At 38.1% G+C, this 18,161-nt stretch carries 15 protein-coding genes, 1 tRNA gene and 2 pseudogenes; 9 read left to right on the forward strand and 9 right to left on the reverse strand.

Annotated elements, in window-relative coordinates; all coding sequences use genetic code 11:
- Positions 1–11 precede the first annotated feature (11 nt).
- From ACTH6U_RS08795 to ACTH6U_RS08805, 3 genes and pseudogenes are all read right to left on the reverse strand, one after another.
- Positions 12–2,522 (reverse strand): fimbria/pilus outer membrane usher protein, encoded by a 2,511-nt coding sequence (locus ACTH6U_RS08795; RefSeq protein WP_441832027.1) that lies wholly within the window; start codon positions 2,520–2,522, stop codon positions 12–14.
- Positions 2,523–2,555: 33 nt separating this feature from the next.
- The gene (locus ACTH6U_RS08800) at positions 2,556–2,795 is read right to left on the reverse strand and encodes a fimbrial biogenesis chaperone (RefSeq protein ID WP_441832049.1); all 240 of its coding nucleotides are present in this window, start codon (positions 2,793–2,795) and stop codon (positions 2,556–2,558) included.
- A gap of 30 nt (positions 2,796–2,825) precedes the next feature.
- Positions 2,826–3,089, reverse strand: a pseudogene (locus ACTH6U_RS08805) (fimbrial biogenesis chaperone); the annotation flags it as partial.
- A gap of 13 nt (positions 3,090–3,102) precedes the next feature.
- Here ACTH6U_RS08805 and ACTH6U_RS08810 point away from each other — a divergent pair.
- From ACTH6U_RS08810 to ACTH6U_RS08840, 7 genes and pseudogenes are all read left to right on the forward strand, one after another.
- A pseudogene (locus ACTH6U_RS08810) lies at positions 3,103–3,258 on the forward strand (fimbrial protein); the annotation flags it as partial.
- Positions 3,259–3,332: 74 nt separating this feature from the next.
- Entirely contained in the window at positions 3,333–5,843 is a 2,511-nt protein-coding gene (locus tag ACTH6U_RS08815) for a fimbria/pilus outer membrane usher protein (RefSeq protein ID WP_441832028.1), read from the forward strand.
- Positions 5,844–5,920: 77 nt separating this feature from the next.
- Positions 5,921–6,658: a fimbrial biogenesis chaperone gene (locus tag ACTH6U_RS08820; protein WP_294106660.1), complete on the forward strand. Its 738-nt coding sequence runs from the start codon at positions 5,921–5,923 to the stop codon at positions 6,656–6,658.
- Positions 6,659–6,694: 36 nt separating this feature from the next.
- The gene (locus tag ACTH6U_RS08825; protein ID WP_294106658.1) at positions 6,695–7,114 is read left to right on the forward strand and encodes a fimbrial protein; all 420 of its coding nucleotides are present in this window, start codon (positions 6,695–6,697) and stop codon (positions 7,112–7,114) included.
- Complete coding sequence (locus ACTH6U_RS08830; RefSeq protein ID WP_336430343.1) at positions 7,107–7,640, forward strand: fimbrial protein; 534 nt, start codon at positions 7,107–7,109, stop codon at positions 7,638–7,640. Before ACTH6U_RS08825 ends, ACTH6U_RS08830 begins: the two co-directional genes overlap by 8 nt.
- A complete protein-coding gene (locus ACTH6U_RS08835; protein ID WP_336431503.1) occupies positions 7,637–8,173 on the forward strand; it encodes a fimbrial protein in 537 nt (178 codons plus the stop codon). The genes ACTH6U_RS08830 and ACTH6U_RS08835 overlap by 4 nt, the downstream gene beginning before the upstream one ends.
- Before the next feature lie 11 nt (positions 8,174–8,184).
- A complete protein-coding gene (locus ACTH6U_RS08840; protein WP_294106656.1) occupies positions 8,185–9,291 on the forward strand; it encodes an adhesin in 1,107 nt (368 codons plus the stop codon).
- 297 nt (positions 9,292–9,588) lie between these two features.
- On the opposite strand, the gene ACTH6U_RS08845 is transcribed toward ACTH6U_RS08840, so the two are convergent.
- From ACTH6U_RS08845 to ACTH6U_RS08855, 3 genes are all read right to left on the reverse strand, one after another.
- Entirely contained in the window at positions 9,589–10,062 is a 474-nt protein-coding gene (locus ACTH6U_RS08845; protein ID WP_441832029.1) for a hypothetical protein, read from the reverse strand.
- Positions 10,049–10,858 (reverse strand): winged helix-turn-helix domain-containing protein, encoded by an 810-nt coding sequence (locus ACTH6U_RS08850; protein ID WP_294106652.1) that lies wholly within the window; start codon positions 10,856–10,858, stop codon positions 10,049–10,051. The genes ACTH6U_RS08845 and ACTH6U_RS08850 overlap by 14 nt, the downstream gene beginning before the upstream one ends.
- A 602-nt stretch (positions 10,859–11,460) precedes the next feature.
- Positions 11,461–11,537: transfer RNA gene (locus ACTH6U_RS08855), tRNA-Ile, on the reverse strand.
- 493 nt (positions 11,538–12,030) lie between these two features.
- Between ACTH6U_RS08855 and ACTH6U_RS08860 the strand changes: the two genes are divergently transcribed.
- The gene (locus ACTH6U_RS08860; RefSeq protein WP_434719915.1) at positions 12,031–13,101 is read left to right on the forward strand and encodes an NAD(P)H-dependent amine dehydrogenase family protein; all 1,071 of its coding nucleotides are present in this window, start codon (positions 12,031–12,033) and stop codon (positions 13,099–13,101) included.
- Positions 13,102–13,161: 60 nt separating this feature from the next.
- Here ACTH6U_RS08860 and ACTH6U_RS08865 read toward each other — a convergent pair whose 3' ends face one another.
- A complete protein-coding gene (locus ACTH6U_RS08865; RefSeq protein ID WP_434719914.1) occupies positions 13,162–13,758 on the reverse strand; it encodes a GNAT family N-acetyltransferase in 597 nt (198 codons plus the stop codon).
- Positions 13,759–14,004: 246 nt separating this feature from the next.
- Between ACTH6U_RS08865 and ACTH6U_RS08870 the strand changes: the two genes are divergently transcribed.
- On the forward strand, positions 14,005–16,026 hold the full coding sequence (locus ACTH6U_RS08870) for an FAD-dependent oxidoreductase (RefSeq protein WP_441832030.1): 2,022 nt from the start codon (positions 14,005–14,007) through the stop codon (positions 16,024–16,026).
- A 260-nt stretch (positions 16,027–16,286) separates the two neighbouring features.
- Here ACTH6U_RS08870 and ACTH6U_RS08875 read toward each other — a convergent pair whose 3' ends face one another.
- Entirely contained in the window at positions 16,287–17,006 is a 720-nt protein-coding gene (locus tag ACTH6U_RS08875) for a hypothetical protein (protein WP_294106645.1), read from the reverse strand.
- Positions 17,007–17,201: 195 nt separating this feature from the next.
- The gene (locus ACTH6U_RS08880; RefSeq protein WP_294106644.1) at positions 17,202–18,152 is read right to left on the reverse strand and encodes a hypothetical protein; all 951 of its coding nucleotides are present in this window, start codon (positions 18,150–18,152) and stop codon (positions 17,202–17,204) included.
- Positions 18,153–18,161: the final 9 nt, after the last annotated feature.

Consider the following 18,161-nt stretch of genomic DNA (forward strand, 5'->3'; position numbering starts at 1 on the left):
CCATAATGGTATTACAGGCATTCTGCATTTATCTGTTTAACTGGTTTATTGTTTTGTATCTCAGGGAGCACATACTTAGCACGGCACTGCTGATTGCCATCTGTACCCCACTTCACCTGTAATTCCCCAGATTCTGGCATACCACTCATATACACAATCCCATTATCCCCAACAATCCCAGTAATATTGGAATAAGTACCAGTATTATCAGTAAGTAAAACTGCCATCGAACCAAACGGAATTTTTTGTTCCTTATTGTTCAATGTGATTAATACTCTGACACCTTTTCTAATATCAAAGTCGGCCAATACAACAGCACCCTTTGTTGGAATAACTGTTTTGCTATTCCCTATTATTTCTATTTCATCATTCAGAGTGTCGACATTCAACGCAATATCATTACGTGAATATGGTGATATGTATGGAATTACAGCATAGCCACGCCAATCAGTTGACACGCCAGTCAGATTTTTTACTTTGATATTATCTGCACCTGGAGCTCTGACCACAGCCAGTGTTTCACCAAATGGTTGGGATAATGTGATACCGTATGGATGAGCAACTACCCCACCCTGAAGACCATAATTAATTCGCTGATAATGTGAGGAATAACCGTAACCGGCATTAATATTGCCATAAGCACCTCGGTAAGCGATATCCGCATTTCCGCTAGCTCCCTGACCTTTGGTGGCATAACTTTGACTGACGTTATAATTTAACTGATTATTTTCGAGCGCATTTCCGCTGAAACCTGCCTGGAAGTTATTTCGTCCTTCACGAGAAAAACTCATATTTGAAGTCAGATAACTGTTGCTGTCTGGATACCAGTTAGATAGCGGAATATTCACGCTAAATGCTAGTTGATGATCTGTTTGCGAGTATGGCATTTTATTATAGTTATAATTCAAGCTATAAGAGATGTTGCTGACACTTATGTTATAGCCCACACTGAAATTGCTCTCAGTTCCAGAACGTCCCCAGTAATCCTGCTGATAAGCACTAAAATAAAGACTGCCAAAATTATCCAAAGATTGGTTTAAGTTTACTTGTAAACGGGAACGTCTATTGTACTGAATCTGATTATTGTTATTTGCTTCACTAAAGGTATAAAACTCTTTAGTTGAATAACGGTAACCAGCCAGCGTCAGCAATGTTCCGCTTTCCGTCATACTCTTAGAATATTGAAAACGATAGGACTGACCACTATTTTTATCTTTCTGATCTTTATAGCGAGTAACGGCATGAGTCACGTCAGCTGAAACCGCGCCTATCTCTCCTAAACTGAGCCCAAGACCAGCCGAGACTGAATTATACTTCTTCGAAAAAAGTTGCCCACCATAAATCGTAATATCATATGGCAAACCGTACATTGCAGTTGTCTGAATAAACTCTGGGCGATGAGTATTCGTATTATTTCTTAGATTATATTTACCGCTACTGACGGAGTATTTCAGACTACCCTCTCGCTGCATAACAGCCAACGAAGAAAATGGCACTACAAATGTCCGTTTATTGCCGTTAGCCTCTTCGACTGTCACATCCAAATTTCCACTGTAAGACGTCGGATATAAATCATTAATTTCAAATGCGCCTGGTGGAACATATGTTTGATAAATAACATTATTATTTTGTCGGATAGTCACTTGTGCATTGCTATTAGCAATGCCTCGAACAACAGGAGCAAATCCTTTCAGACTATCAGGCAGCATTCCCTCATCAGATTCTAATAAAATACCTGTATAAGCAAAACTATCGAAAATATTACCAGAGCTGTTCACTTCGCCGACAGAAAATTGTGATTTAACCGATATAATCTGATGACTCATATAAGTTTGAATACTATTCCATTTTCTATCATAGTTATTTCGATTGTATGTGGAATAATTTCGTAACCGCCATCCAAATAAATTAACTCCACTGCGCAGGTTAAGAAACTGATCACTAGTATGTTCTTTCTTATCATAATCTTGCTGTGCTTCTGAGCCGGTAAAATTGTAATTCAGCATGGCAGTAGGGATCCCTTGATCCCATAACTCGGGGCTGATACTACCCCGTGCATTTTTATTTATATAAATCTGAGGAATACTAATATCCAACTGTTGAAGCGAGAAATTAAATTTACTATCCGCATTAGGAATAATACGATTGATTACAACAGCTTCATCATCCGGTAGTGAAACAGCTCCAGTTTCCTTTGTTAAATCCACGCCCCACTCAGTAAGTTGTTTTTTCTGAAATACTGGATAAATTGAGTTATCAGATTTATTCAACATAAAGGAAACGGAGGCACGCTCCACGGGTTGTCCATTGATGTAAATATCAATAATATAATTACCAGGGCGCTGACCGCTAGGATGAGAAAAGACTTCAAGATCTTCAATATTGGCAACAGGTTGCCCCTCTCCGTAGCTCAATGCCTGAGGATCAAAGTAGTCAGCAGCTAAAACATATTTAGCCGAAATAGTGGGTGACATGACCGAAATGATACAATATAAATATATTTTATTTTTACTGTATTGCATTATTATAACCCTGCCTTATTAAACCAAATCAAATTAATTGACTAGATTTTCAGTTACACCACCATAACTGTTAATTGCACTCCAGCTTATTTTCCTAGTCGTCGTATTATCTGGGATAATAAAATTAATTAGGCTTTCAGGTGCAATCATCCCTGGTTTATCAATTTCATGACTGCCTACAGCCAATTTTGCCAAGGTCACATAATAAGGTGTCGGGTTTTTCACTGTCAGTTGATTTCCAGAAATAGAAAATGTCAGCTTTTTGAATGCCATATCAAACGCATCCTGCGATAAACCATCAGGAGTATAAAATAACTTAATACGAGTATTGATAGATATTGACAATGTATCTTTCGCACTCGGATTGGAAGAAGGAATTGCTTTCACATTCAACCAAAAAACAGACTGTTTATCTTTCGGTAAGCTTCCTCTGTCTTCCATATAAATAATTCGTAATGTATTAGATTGTTTTGCATCCAGGCGAAAAAGTGGTGGTGTGGTAATAAAAAGAGGATTATTTTCAGGTGCGTCAGAATTTTCATTGCCGACCCAGGACTGAATCAAATAAGGTTGATCATCAGGAAAAAATTATTCTTTATTTAACAGTGAATTACGAAGTGATAGTGCGGGCGATACCTTATTTTTACGTTACTTTATGCAGTTAGAATTAACCGGAATGCCGATACAGGCAGGCGATTATCAAGGGCTAGTAAGCTTTTTTATCGATTATCAATAAAAAATACCAATGAATTTTCTCGATAGAAAAAATGTTGAGAACGTGGTTTTGCCGCAATAAGAAAGGGATAAGGGATGAGCTTTAAACACAGCATTGTTAGGCAAGCTATTTTGCTAGCGCTTAGCTTTTCCGCATGGACAGCTTATGCCTCAGAATTTAATACCGATGTATTAGACACAGAAGACATACAAAATATTGATATGAGCCAATTTTCGGTGGCGGGGTATGTTCCTCCTGGCAATTATAGCCTAACCGTATTTGTTAACGGGCAGCGCTTAGGCGCACCTCGTGATATTACTGTTTTTACACCTGAAAATGACACTCAAACGCCTTTGCAATTAACGTGTATTCCTGCTGACCTGCTTAATCTTATTGGCTTAAAGGGATCAGCTCAGGAAAAAGTGTCGATTGTACATGATGGCGAGTGTTTAGATTTATCAGCCTTAGAAGGTGCTCAAGCAAAAGTTGAGCTGTCAACATTATCACTTAAATTGACTATCCCACAGTTGTGGATGGAATATCGCGATCCTAATTGGACGCAGCCTACTCTATGGGAAGAAGGCATTAATGGCACATTTGTTGATTACAACGCCAATATCTCAATAACGGAAGAAACCGGCGGTAATAAACGAATTTATCTATCAAGTAACGGAACGTCAGGGATTAATCTCGGCGCTTGGCGTTTACGTGGTGATTATAGTACCACTTATCAAAAACAGCAGGGTGGTCATAATTCAATAAAATCTCATGATTTTAATTTTAACCGCTTATATCTCTATACATCATTAAAAAATCTCGCGTCTATTTTGACGATTGGCGAAAATTATTTCTATTCTGATGTATTTGAGTCTTGGCAGTACAGCGGTATTTCATTAGAAAATGATGACCGTATGTTGCCACCCAAATTAGTCGGTTATGCGCCAGAAATTATCGGTGTAGCAAATACTAATGCGACCGTGATTGTGCGCAGTAAAGATAGGGTTATTTTAGAAACCACCGTTCCGCCGGGACCCTTTCGTATTCAGACACTAGAGAGTGGTGTTCGTGGAATACTAGATGTCACTGTTCGCGAAGAAAATGGTGAAGAAAAAAAATTCAGCTTAAATACAGCCTCATTACCTTATTTAACCCGTCCAGGCCGGATCATTTACAAGTTGGTTGCAGGTAAAACACGTTATAACGGACACAATTTAACGGGGAAACCAGTTATCAGTGGTGAATTTTCTTATGGATTATCGAATGCATGGTCACTTTATGGTGGTTCACAGTTTAATGCTGATTATCAAACTGTTGCTGTCGGTATAGGGCGAGATCTTTTTGCTTTTGGTGCCCTTTCGTTAGATATCACTCAGTCTCTTGCGCGTTTTAAAAATGATAATTTACAAGGACGTTCATATCGATTGAATTATGCGAAATCTTTCGATGATTTACGCACCGATATTACATTCGCAGGTTATCGCTTTGCAGATAAAGACTATCGAACATTAACCCAGTTTGTTGATGAAAATCGCACCGGTTATGTAAGTCGAGCCCCCAAAGAAAATTATCAAATTTATTTAAATAAGTATTTCAATGATTTTAATCTTTCATTGAATTATCAATACAGTACCTATTGGCAAAATAAACCTCAAACACAATATGGTTTATATGCAAATACAAGTATCAGTATTCCAGGATTATCACAGCAAAATACGAACTTATCCTTATCCGCGACAAGAACACTGCGGGAAAATGGCTATCAAGATGATGCAATTAACTTATATATCACGATCCCATTATACAGCGGTCATAGCCTGACATTATCCGAAGCCTATTCTCGCTCAGGAGGAAGTAATCAATATAACCATACGATAGGTTATAGCGGGTATAACGATCGGGATAATTATAGTCTGAATGTGGGATATAACCACGGTCAAAATATGGACAGTCAATCGAGTATCAGTGGTTATTATTCGCAAGATCTGTCTCAAGCCAGCATTTCAGCCAATGCGAGCTATGTACCACAACAATATCGCAGTATTGGCGCCTCACTGAATAGTGGGATAACCGCAACAAAAGAAGGTATCGCCTTGCATCGAAGTGCAAACGGAGATACGCGATTAGTAATTGAGACGCCGGGTATCGGGGGCGTACCATTAGATAACGGCACAATCAAAACTAACCGATTTGGATTAGCGGTGATCCCGAATATTAGCAGTTATCGTAAATCTATCGCCTCGATTAACACCAGTCAGTTGCCGGAAAACTTAGAAACGTTGGATTCAACTACCGACATCACGCTGACGAAAGGCGCCATTGGTTATCGCAGTTTATCAGTCATGAAAGGTGAAAAATTATTTGCCATTCTATCGTTACCGAATGGTAAGAACCCGCCTTTTGGTGCCAGTGTACGTAATGCCACGAACCGAGAGCTGGGGATCGTGGGTGAAGAAGGTGTGACCTGGATGGTTGGGCTTTCTCCTCAAGAAAAACTTTCGGTTTATTGGGGTGGAGAGCCTCAATGCGAATTAATGTTACCTGCGAAATTGAATACGATATCCGACATGTTGCTGTTGCCATGTTTACCATTCAATACACAGCGATAACTACCCTATTACATTTTATCGACTCAACGAGAGTCATCACTATTTAAAAATACTTAAAACGTTTTAAGAGGTCAATTATGTTTAATTTACGTTTACGCCATGGGCTATTAGCAACATTACTTTCTATAGCAACGCTAATATCAATCAGCGCACACAGCGCCGTCACGTTAGATAGAACACGTATTATTTTTCCAGGCACAGAAAAATCAATCAATATCACTATTAGTAATGATAACCCAGAAGAAGCGTATTTAGCCCAAAGTTGGATTGAAGACTTACAAGGTAACAAATTAACCAAAGGGGCTATTCTAGCCACCCCCCCATTGCAGCGTATTGAACCAAACAGCAAAAGTCTTGTAAGGTTAAGTACTACGCCAGAATTTAGTCAATTACCTCAAGACAGAGAATCTGTTTTTTATTTCAATTTACGCGAAGTACCACCTAAATCAACAGATGGCAACACATTGCAAATTGCATTGCAATCACGCGTTAAATTATTCTATCGCCCTGCCAGTATTTTATCCGAATCAGAAACGAAATGGGCACATAAAGTGACATTGACAAAAACGACTAAAGGTTATCGTCTTAATAATATGACGCCATTTAACCTCACGGTAATTGGACTGGGAAACAGCAAAACACTGTCAGAACAAAGTACCTTTGAGGTGGTAATGGTGCCACCGAAATCAACTCAAGACATTCCATCACCTTCATTATCAACGCCTTACCTAACCTACATTAATGATTATGGTGGAAAGCCGACACTATCATTTCGCTGCCAAGGCGAGACTTGTACGGTGATGAACGAGAAATAGCGCTATTGAGCTAATCGAAAATTTTAGGAAAAGGAAATGAAAAAACGCAATATGATTTGGTTGTTACTGCTCATCGTGGGGTGCACTTTTAATACGTATACCATGGCTAAAAATCCTGTTGCGAATACGCCCGTAAAACAATCGGATTATGAAATGTTACATCAGGGATGGATACAGGTGAATACCACGGTGTTTAACGACGCACCTTGTAATTTAAAAACCCATAATAAGAGTATTGTAATATTAACAGAATGTGGCGCTGGCAGTCTATTTAGTCAAGTGAACTTAGAAAATACAACGGTAAAGACGCCTGTGCGATTACAATTTTATAATATTCAACAAGAGTATTTTTATCCTCATTTCACGGCCCAATTAGCTAATGGTAATAATAGTATTCGAACTCCATTGTTGATGCGAAATAACATAGTACACCGATTAGAGGTGAGCTATGAATAAGCCGATAACGGGGCTCTTGCTCGGATTACTATCCTTTTTTTATGAAATACCAACAACGTTAAGTGCGAATAGTCTTAATGTTGAATTTAGTGGTGAACTGATCAGAACTGCCTGCCAAGTTTCATCGGAATCGCTTAATCAGAAAATCCCTCTTTATAATTTGAATTCTAAGTTTATCAATGAACATAAGACCAGTGCAGTTACACCATTTTCTATTTCCATTGAGAAATGTAGCAGCACTGATTTACAAAAACAGATTAAGATCACATGGGAAAGTAATCAGCTGGTCAATGTCAGTGGTCATGAGTTCGTCGTGACACAAGGTGACAGTAATATTCTTTTAGGTGTCATCGATAACGATGAGAAACCTATTATTTGGAATAAACCCACAACCGTAGATACAGTTTCGGTTGTTGAAAATACCCAACAAATAGGCTTTGGGGTGTTTGTTCGAAAGCCGGCGACGGGGGAAGCAAAAATTGGTGATTTTTCAGGGATCGTGACGTTTAAAGTGGACTATGAATGATGAAAATACTCAATAAAATAAAGCTACTCCTCGGGTTATGCACATCATTCGTATCTCTATTTTGTCATAGTGATGTGCTCATTAACGTGTCCGCAACCATGATCAGTCCTGCTTGCAATATTCGCAGTGAAAATAATAGCTCACCGCTCAAAATTAATTTTAATACATTAAATCCAGAAGAGTTGAATACATCAATAAGCACCAGAAACTTTCCAGTCTATATTACGGGCTGTGATTTTAGCAAAAATCTAGCCATTATATTAAACCCAAAGGGAACTAATACCTTGCTTTATAATGGAAAAAAAATTCTCGCGACAAATATCGATGGCTTGGGTATCAAATTTAATGAAATAACCGGTGGCACAACTCGCTCATTAGAAATGAATCAAACACAACGTATTTACCCTGAACGTATTAATAGTGCTTTGTATCGTATGGATCTTCAGGCACAGCTTGTTAATTCAATCCCCATTACCCAATTACAATTAGGTAAATTTACATCTTCAGTCACTATTGCAGTAACTTACTATTAGTAGGAATAATAATGATATTTAACATCATAAATTTTAAACAGAAAAAAAAATTCACCTTCGACACTTTCATTTTATTCACCCGCTATTTTATTGGGTTAATACTGCTAAGTGCCCAAGCTCAAGCTGACTATGCGGCTAAAATATATAACCCAAGTGATGGCTTCTTAATTAATTTATCTAATGATAGCTTAATTAATCCCACCCCCATACTAGGCTCAGATAATGGCAAAACTTACTATAAGGTAGGTCAACCTATTGTCGTTAACGGTAATGGCCCTGGTGTTAAAGTGACAGGTTGGGTTTATTGCGCAGGAAAAACATGGGGAAATACGTCAACAGATATCGGCAAAGAGAATGCTTTTCATCGTTTGTGGATAACCACACCTTTTGAGGGAACAAAAATTGAAGGGTTGATTGGTTATCGAATTAATAGCAATGTCGTCATGACAGTTGAACGAAAAATGTATTATTGGACAAATATTCCAGCACCGACATGCTCATTAGCTAATCCTGGAACGGTAGAGCCTGTTGCTTATTTTACCGCGCAATTTCCATTTACAGTACGCTTTTATCTCCATGATGTTATTATTGATGATAAAGTTTTAATCCCAGCCGTCGTTCTTGGTGGCTATGTTCGAGCCTTTACCTCTGATGGGCAAGCGCCTCCATATTCAAGCTGGCCACTGGATGAAGTCTCTGTTCCTATGCGTTTAGCTGCGTCTCAAATAACAGTGAAATCATCTTGTGAAACAGTAGGTAGTAATACTATAAATCTAAGGCATGGACAACTTAGCAACATAAATTATGATAGCCGAGTGACAGAAGAAGTTACTTATAACTGTCATTTTGCGGCATCAACTGGTGTCCGTTTAAGATTAGATTATGCAAAAGATAATGATGCTCAAAAGCGTTTACCCATGACGAATAATCTCAACGCAAATGAGAAAATATACAGTGATTTAAAAATAATTGATGAATCGACAGGCCAATCAGGTACTGATATTAAAATTAATATTAAAGACTTTAAAACGATCACCCTTAGTAGCCATATTCAAGGCAATAATGCCCGCGAAGGGGACTATAATGGCTCAGCATGGCTTATTGCAACGTATGACTAATTTAAAAATAATATAATAAATTCATATTTCACCAAAAAAATTATTATATTTTTTATACTATAGGCATGGTTGCTGTGGATAATTAATTTTAAAAAAAACATCAATTAGATAACTATCCAACGCAACCTAATTTAACGCTAAAAATCACCTTAAACTATCAATATAAAAAATATTTTCATATTGATACCTTTCACAAAATAAAAAATCAAAAATTAGCAAAAAAAATAGATATAGATATAGATATATTTTATTGTTTACTCTTAAAAAAATAGGCTTTATATGGTAACAAGACTAGACTCATGGAGCGCAATAAACTCCATGCTGATCAGTTGAGGAAACAAAATATCCATTATCACCTTGCGGGTAAATAGAAAAATCCGCCTTTAAATTTTCATAAATATATACTGATGGTAATATTTTCTCTAACACTTCATTACTAGAGTCATCTAATCTATTAATAATAATACCTTTCGATTTAACATTAAATAGATTAATAGACCGGGTGTGATTGAAAAAGATTTTTCTTCGTATATTAGTTATTTTTTTTCCATCGATTATATCTCCTTTGATACTAATCCACCCATCACTTTCGTTTAAAGCCAAATGAATCATCACATGAGCAGTTATATCGTTATCTAAAGATTTAATATTTAGTCTTGCCTTACAACTTATTTCCGATAAATCATTATTAATCTTATCTTTCACAATAAAACTAGAAACTGTGAATACAGACAAAAACAAAATTAAATAAGAAACCTTATTCTTTTTCATTATGGCTACCTCCTTTCATATAATAAGAAACACAATTATTAGGCGATAAACGAAAACGACTAAACTCATTTGTGCAAACCAGGAAAGAAAAATCATTTATATATTTATAACTTTTCAAGTAAATCACCTTGTATTTTTTATCTAAATTAGAAATTTCGTTATTTATCAAATTCATATGATAGCCATCATAATAATTATCCAGATTACAATATATTTCTCTACCATCAAGCATTCCACACCGATTATAGTTATACAACTCCTTTTTATTATCAGTAATTTTGACGACGAAGAAATAAAAAATTATGACCATTAAACTAATAACCAATGGAAAAATATAGCTATATTTCTTATAGTTAGATATTTTACCTGGTAATTCTCTTGGTTTTACCTGCTCATGAAAATCGATTGTTTTTTCTTTTTCTGATACTTCATGATTTACATCAGCAGTCTCTAAATTAGTTAATTCGACGTATTCAATCTGAACATTAATATTTATTAAATACCCTTTTTTAGGTACTGTTTTAATAAAGTCCTCATTTAATTCTAAATCCTCAAATGCCTTTCTAATTAAAAGAATGTTTTGATAAAATGCGTTACTAGTAACATATTTTTCTTTCTCTCCCCAGCCTATTTTAAATAACTCCTGTTGAGTAACCAAAGCGCCTTTCTTATCAAGAAGATACTTTAATATCTTAGTTGATGGCGCTAATAGTTTTATATTTTTACTTAAACTACGCGATGTTAATAGACCTTCATCATAAAGGAATTCAATATCGTTATTGATAAGATATATCATAGAATGCTCATTATACTTACGAATTAAGAAACTAAAGGTTGCTACCTTAACTTTCAATTATAGCGAATAAATAAAGAGCTGTGAAGTATCATATTCAGTTTGAAGAATTTTTAATGCTTTACCCTGCTAACCATAAAGGGCTATTTTCATGAGTCGACTTAAGTAAAATAAAAAGAACTAAATTAATCATATTAAAAAGTCTGGTGATGTAAAGATTAATAGACACTTTTCATTTATATAATAAAATAAATTTTTAACCGACCCACTCGAAATTTACTTATATCATTAATAATGAAATATTTTAAATTAAAATCGTCTGCTATATTGATGTTTCCCTTTTTCTATAACTCACTCCTAAACAGCGTATGCAAAGCTCGTTAACGTTAAGAAAGACTAAAATGGAAAATTTTGAATTATGGCTTAATGCTTTTGAAGCTATGAATCTTAAAATTTTATCTCTAAATGACTAATAATATTATTAATCCAAATAGCAAAAATAAAAATTCGAATCTCCCCCGCCCCACTTCAAAACGTCACCTGACCAAAAATCAGGTAAAAACAAAAAGGCGTTAGGTGAAAATCACCTAACGCCTTGATAAATTTGGTGGCCCCTGCTGGACTTGAACCAGCGACCAATCGATTATGAGTCGACTGCTCTAACCAACTGAGCTAAGGGGCCAAAGTGGGAGCGATTATACGTGCAGTTTTATCCTAGGTCTAGTGTTTCAGAACTGTATGGCGATTTTGTGTGCAAAATCATGGCTAGACTTATAATTCAATACGATACCATTGGTCACAACTATAGTTTTTAACTAAATTATCTTCCTTTACTAAAACTCATCATATTTGCCCATAATACTCAGCCGCTCACGCTTTTATATTCATCACTAACTTATCTGCAACTATTCACATTGCAGATCACAGCATACAAAGATAGTTCAAAGTACCTAGGTCAACCTGTGACCTAGGCTGCTGAATGCAATAAGCACTCGTGTAACTATGAATACATCGAATTGATACCTAATTAATTCAAAGGGCATATTGGTTACACCAAAAATCACAGGAAACTATGCAGCTTTGATAATTAAACAATAATGACACCTATGAAAATTGAAGTACAAAGGTGCCTAGTTATATAATTTATAAGCAATTTACATCGAGGATAACATACCATGAAAAAAATACGTGCGGTTCAATATGGTTGTGGAAAAATGGGGAAATTCCTTATTCGTTACCTACAAGAACATGGTGCTGAAGTGGTGGCAGCTTTTGATATCAATGAAGCCGTTATAGGCAAAGATATTGGCGAAATCGCAGGAACAGCGCCAACGGGTGTTAAAATACAATCATTACAAGAGGCAGATAAAGCACTTGCAACGTTAAAGCCCGATGTCGGTATTATTGCAACACTCAGTACAATGGCCGATTTAGAAGAAGCGTTTTCTTTATTTGCACGCCATGGTGTCAATGCTATTTCAACAGGTGAAGAAGCCCTATATCCTTGGAACTCATCTCCTGAAATCACCCAAAAACTCGATAAATTAGCAAAACAAAATAACTGTACACTAGCTGGTAGTGGCTATCCTGATATGTTTTGGGGAGTCTTAATCGACACCTTAGCAGGATCAATGCATAAACTAGTTAAAATCAAAGGATCTAGCTGCTATAACGTCGAAGATTATGGTATCGCATTAGCAATAGGCCACGGTGCAGGTCTGAGCGTGGATGATTTTAATGCACAAATTGGTAACTACAACGACTTACCTTATGCTGTTATCTCTCAAAAAATTGAGAGTGGAGAGTATGCCCCACCTTATATGTGGACACAAAATGGTTGGCTATGTAGTCGCCTTGGTCTCACTATTACTAACCAAACCCAACGTTGTATTCCACAAATTGCGCTACAAGATATCTATTCTGACACATTAAAAATGACAGTAAAAAAAGGTGATGTTCTTGGCTTGTCTGCCGTCGTAATTACTGAAACAGCAGAGGGCGTCACCCTTGAAACTGAATGTATAGGAAAAATTTTAACGGCTGATGAATGTGATAAAAATAGCTGGCAGCTCATTGGTGAGCCAGATACTTCCATTGAAGTGAATAATCCAGCTACAGTAGAGCTTACCTGTGCAAATTTGGTGAACCGTATACCTGCGCTGATTAATAGCCCTTCAGGCTATACAACAACAGAGAAAATGCCGAATAACGTCTATATGACTAAACCGATGCACGAATATTTATAAACTTATTTAGCCCACAATTTAGTGGGCTATTTTATTTGAATATGATGACTAACATAGCGATTAACGTGGTTTTGCCATTTGCCATGTGAGATGACGCTTCACTGCCGCCCATTCAGAGTCGATGATGCTATAAATACAAGTATCTCTCAGCTCTCCAGTACGTGTAAAAGCATGCCGCCTTAATATACCATCCAATTTTGCCCCTAAGCGTTCAATCGCTGTACGACTTTGGTGATTTAAAAAGTTAGTCCGAAATTCAACTGCAACACAATCTAACTCTTCAAAGGCATATTGTAATAACAAGTATTTTGCCTCTGTATTAATCGGTGAGCGCTGCACTTCAACGCCATACCATGTTCCGCCAATCTCAACTCGTCTGATGCCCTTTTCGATACGAAAAAAACCAGTCATTCCAACCGCTTTTTCCGTTCTTTTATCAATAACAACCAGAGGTAGCATCTCTTTATTATGAAAACGCTCAAGACGACTATCAACATCAATAGCAATATTTTCAGGTTCAGGCACCGAGGTATACCATAATTTATGTAGGCCATCTCTTTGGATCATTTCTGCAAATGCACGATCATATTGATGAGATAACAATTCCAGCCGGACATGCTCGCCTTCTAAGATCACTGCTTGGCAAATCTCTTTCATGGTATATTCCTGAATGAAAAATGTGATTTGTATTGAAATTTAATGACTTATTATGTTTTTCATTAGTTTTAAACTGTTTTAATGACACTAGTTTGAAACGCATACCAGTATTTAGACTTAATCGAGTATTTTCAACAAAACATATGATAAAAATCACAAATTATTAACATTATTCTTAATTCATCCCCCTATTAGGCTAAAGTTAACTCATCTGACCTGTTACTAGAGCCCCTAATGGGAGCAATTATGAGCAATTTTAAACATTTATTTACCCCTCTTGATTTGGGGCATACGGTACTGAAGAATCGAATTCTAATGGGTTCTATGCACACAGGGCTTGAAGAACATCCTCAAGGTAGTGAGCGGCTTGCCCATTTTTACCGCTTACGTGCTGAAAATGGTGTTAGCCTAATCATCACTGGGGGAATTGCCCCTAATAAAGAAGGAGCGCTCACCGCCCATAGCGCTATTTTGAATAATGAAACGCAGCTTCCATTTCATCAAGAAATAACCCAAGCCGTACATCAAGCAGATGGTAAAATAGCCCTACAGATCTTACATGCTGGTCGTTATGGTTTACATCCCTCCTTAGTAGCACCAAGTGCTATTCAGGCTGAAATTAACCCTTTTGTGCCGAAAGCACTTTCTAGTGATGAGATAACCCAAACTATTTGTGATTTTGTCACCACGGCTAAACTCGCTAAACAAGCAGGCTATGATGGCGTTGAAATTATGGGTTCTGAGGGATACTTCATTAACCAATTTATCACTGAGCGCACTAATCATAGAGCTGATGAATGGGGTGGAAGTTATGCTAATCGGATACGCTTGCCTTTAGAAATCGTAACACAAATCCGCCAAGCTATTGGTGAAAATTTCATCATTATTTATCGTCTTTCTATGCTGGATTTAGTGGAAGGAGGGTCAACTTGGGAAGAGATAGAATTACTTGCCAAACAAATAGAAAAAGCGGGCGCTAGTATGATCAATACCGGTATTGGTTGGCATGAAGCACGAGTGCCGACCATTGCAACTCAAGTACCTCGCAGTGCATTTAGTTGGGTGACTGAAAAATTGATGGGGAAAGTGTCCATCCCATTAATTACTACCAATCGCATTAACGACCCTTTCGTGGCTGAACAAATTATTGCTGATGGCCAAGCCGATATGGTCTCAATGGCACGCCCTTTTCTAGCCGATGAAGCTTTTGTACGCAAAGCAGCAGAAAATAGAGCAGATGAAATTAATACCTGCATTGGCTGTAATCAAGCCTGCCTTGACCAAATATTTAATGGAAAACTCGCCAGTTGCCTAGTAAATCCACAAGCGGTTAGAGAAATTGACTATCCGAATGAAAAAGCAAACCTAGCCAAATCCGTTGCCATTGTCGGCGCAGGCCCTGCGGGTCTTTCTTGCGCTATTTATGCGGCTAAACGTGGGCACAAAGTCACGCTATTTGAAAAATCTAACCAAATTGGTGGGCAATTTAATCTAGCCAAACAAATTCCAGGCAAAGAAGAGTTTCACGAAACTATCCGTTATTTTTGCCGCCAGCTAGAAATACTCAAAGTTGATGTCCACCTTGAACACGAAGTGAATGCTGCGAGCCTACTAGGTTTTGATGAAGTCATTATTGCGACTGGTGTTATGCCTCGCGCCATCAAACTTGACGGCATCGAGCACCCTAAAGTCATGACCTATATTGATGTTCTCGCTAAACAACACCCCGTTGGCAACAATGTGGCAATTATAGGTGCAGGTGGAATTGGCTTTGATATCGCCGAATTGCTGACTCAAAAAGGACAAAGTAGCAGTTTAGATACTCAACTATTTAATCAAGAGTGGAATATTGATACCAATATTAGTGCCACTGGCGGTATATTTCCCCCCAAAAAAGAACGCGAGAGCTCAGCTCGCCACCTTTATTTATTACAGCGTAAAAATACCAAAGTTGGAGCAGGTCTTGGAAAAACAACAGGATGGGTTCATCGTCTATCATTAATGAAACGCGGCGTTCAAATGCTCAATGCCGTTGAATATATGCGAGTTGATGATGAAGGTTTACATATTCGCCATCAAGATAAAATACAGTGCCTACCCGTTGATAATGTTATTCTTTGTACAGGGCAAGAACCTTATCGACCATTAAAAGATCAGCTTGCTCAGCGCGGTATCAACGCATATGTGATTGGTGGTGCAGATGTCGCAGCTGAGCTTGATGCACGCAGAGCAATAGAACAAGGCATGCAAATAGCTTATCAGCTCTAACATGGTGAAATGAATGGATATAGCCCGTCGCTGCGCCATCATCAAACACAATGTATTCTATATTTGATTGCTTCTAAAGATTCATTTTAGAAGCAATCATGCTATCAACCATAATTAAATCTAGTCCACTTTAAATTAACGCAGTAATGTTCACAAAACAGAATAATAAATGAGTCTGTATAGATGCGCATTATTCAAGAAATCCGCCTTTACATCCTTCTGTAATATAGCCTTGACAATTATTTTGGTAATATCACATATTATAAATATGTCGCGGTAATTGTTATACTACTTGTGTACTTATTAATCGGTGTTTGAATCGTCGGAGCGGTTACTGGATTTTGATAATCATTCACTAACCATACATAAAAAGGGTATTTCCCTAACGTTCCCTCCCCCCCGGTGAAATTGAGCTTTAATGCATCCGTCAGCGGATTTCCGGTTAAAGGCATCACGTCTTCACCTCTGAATTGTCCAGCAGAAAAAGGCAATGCAAGGGTTGTTGAAACACCTCCAGTGGCGGCTTTGAGCTCACTGGCATTATATGTCACAAAATACTCAAAATAACGAGCTCCTGTGTTCACATCCGGAATAGTGCCTGCTCGAAAATCGCCAACATCTGGTTTATCTTTAGCTTCAAATAGAAAACGCATTCCACCAGTAGCTTTAGTACAATCAAAATTTTTCCCTGTTATAGGGTCAATCTGCACAAAACCGGGGTCGCTGAACCCTAACACTACTTTTCTCTTCAATATTCCAGCGCTTCCAGCAACAGAGACAGTATTATTCGGGCGTGTCGTTATCCCCACATTCCACGAAATATCAGTCCCCCTAGAATCTAGCGACAACGACATCACACAAGTCACCGCTTTAATACGAGCACTCACCTGTGTGCTTTGCGCAGGAAATGAACAAGCAATTATCAGTAATCCTCCCCCCGCAATAATAATGGGATGTTTTGCCCTTCGATTATTACTCATGCTCCCCCCACTCACGATTATAGTACGTTAATTTGTCTATCTCGGATTGATATATAAATGCATAACACTGAAGTTTATTTTTTGTAATTCAACAGGTTATATTCGTTTTTTACACGCCATCACAATACAATTATTATCAGTCCGGAACTCAGACTTAATCATCGCTCTCGAATACGCTAGCCTCACCAATACAGCCTACAGATAGGTCATAGTCAACGTTACAACCCCCCGATACTGTGTGCCGGGTGCTGGTGGAGGAGTTGGCCAAGCATCAGTGGGAATGCTTCGCGGCCCCGAGAACCGGAGGTTATAACTTGTATTTCGTGCCAATTGGCCACTCACTGGTTTAATAGCCATTGTATTCTGGCCAAATGCACCAGACCGGCACCCGAATGCTTGCCCCATTGCTAGTGTATATCCAGATACATTTGGATATGATGCCAAAGATTTTCCTTGTTCATCAAAACCGGTGACAAATGAGCTCTTCGATGTTGGAGTGAACTTCCACCAGTCTCCATTAGAAATCCCACCTTGGCCGGTAGCAACATAAGTATAGCCATTCACTACGACGCCAAACATCCACCCACCGTCCGAATTGATCCAACGTAACTTAGAATTAGCAGAAACCCCATTCATCTTTGTACTTACGCTACACAACATTCCATATAAACCTGAAGAGCCCTCTGAGTGCACCGATTTTGCTGAGATAGCCGCCCAGACAGGAAATGTTGACTGACCGTCCTCAGATGTTAATACAAATACCGGTCCACTAGCCTCCGTCATCCCTACTGCACTTTCCATTTGCACAGACCTTGGTGCGCCTGTACCAGGGAATCTTATCATTAATCCTGCCATACCACTGGCTCCACAACTGGGATCCACAGTGATCATACTGTTCGCGGTTCCGGTGCCTACACCGCTGCCGACTGGCAGTAATTGCCACACACCTCCCGCTGCGACGTAGTTCCAATCACCCAGATCAACAGCACCGCTTGTACCCGAAGATACATTAATGCTACACGTTGACTCCACAATACGAGCAGAAACATCCATTCCAACAGCACCTGCCCCGTTGGGAATACCATAGAATGCCAATGACGTCGCGATACAAACCCCAGTCAATGGTTTACAGGGAGAAAAGTACATTGTAGATAT

It is taken from the genome of Providencia sp., assembly GCF_052096715.1.
In the GTDB taxonomy this organism is placed as follows: Bacteria; Pseudomonadota; Gammaproteobacteria; order Enterobacterales; family Enterobacteriaceae; genus Providencia.

Coding starts and splice junctions, on each gene's coding strand:
- ACTH6U_RS08865 (WP_434719914.1), bottom strand. CDS start 13,758: ATGAAAGAGATTTGCCAAGCAGTGATCTTAGAAGGCGAGCATGTCCGG.
- ACTH6U_RS08800 (WP_441832049.1), bottom strand. CDS start 2,795: ATGGCATTCAAAAAGCTGACATTTTCTATTTCTGGAAATCAACTGACA.
- ACTH6U_RS08840 (WP_294106656.1), top strand. CDS start 8,185: ATGATATTTAACATCATAAATTTTAAACAGAAAAAAAAATTCACCTTC.
- ACTH6U_RS08845 (WP_441832029.1), bottom strand. CDS start 10,062: ATGAAAAAGAATAAGGTTTCTTATTTAATTTTGTTTTTGTCTGTATTC.
- ACTH6U_RS08880 (WP_294106644.1), bottom strand. CDS start 18,152: ATGTACTTTTCTCCCTGTAAACCATTGACTGGGGTTTGTATCGCGACG.
- ACTH6U_RS08830 (WP_336430343.1), top strand. CDS start 7,107: ATGAATAAGCCGATAACGGGGCTCTTGCTCGGATTACTATCCTTTTTT.
- ACTH6U_RS08870 (WP_441832030.1), top strand. CDS start 14,005: ATGAGCAATTTTAAACATTTATTTACCCCTCTTGATTTGGGGCATACG.
- ACTH6U_RS08875 (WP_294106645.1), bottom strand. CDS start 17,006: ATGAGTAATAATCGAAGGGCAAAACATCCCATTATTATTGCGGGGGGA.
- ACTH6U_RS08850 (WP_294106652.1), bottom strand. CDS start 10,858: ATGATATATCTTATCAATAACGATATTGAATTCCTTTATGATGAAGGT.
- ACTH6U_RS08820 (WP_294106660.1), top strand. CDS start 5,921: ATGTTTAATTTACGTTTACGCCATGGGCTATTAGCAACATTACTTTCT.
- ACTH6U_RS08795 (WP_441832027.1), bottom strand. CDS start 2,522: ATGCAATACAGTAAAAATAAAATATATTTATATTGTATCATTTCGGTC.
- ACTH6U_RS08835 (WP_336431503.1), top strand. CDS start 7,637: ATGATGAAAATACTCAATAAAATAAAGCTACTCCTCGGGTTATGCACA.
- ACTH6U_RS08825 (WP_294106658.1), top strand. CDS start 6,695: ATGAAAAAACGCAATATGATTTGGTTGTTACTGCTCATCGTGGGGTGC.
- ACTH6U_RS08815 (WP_441832028.1), top strand. CDS start 3,333: ATGAGCTTTAAACACAGCATTGTTAGGCAAGCTATTTTGCTAGCGCTT.
- ACTH6U_RS08860 (WP_434719915.1), top strand. CDS start 12,031: ATGAAAAAAATACGTGCGGTTCAATATGGTTGTGGAAAAATGGGGAAA.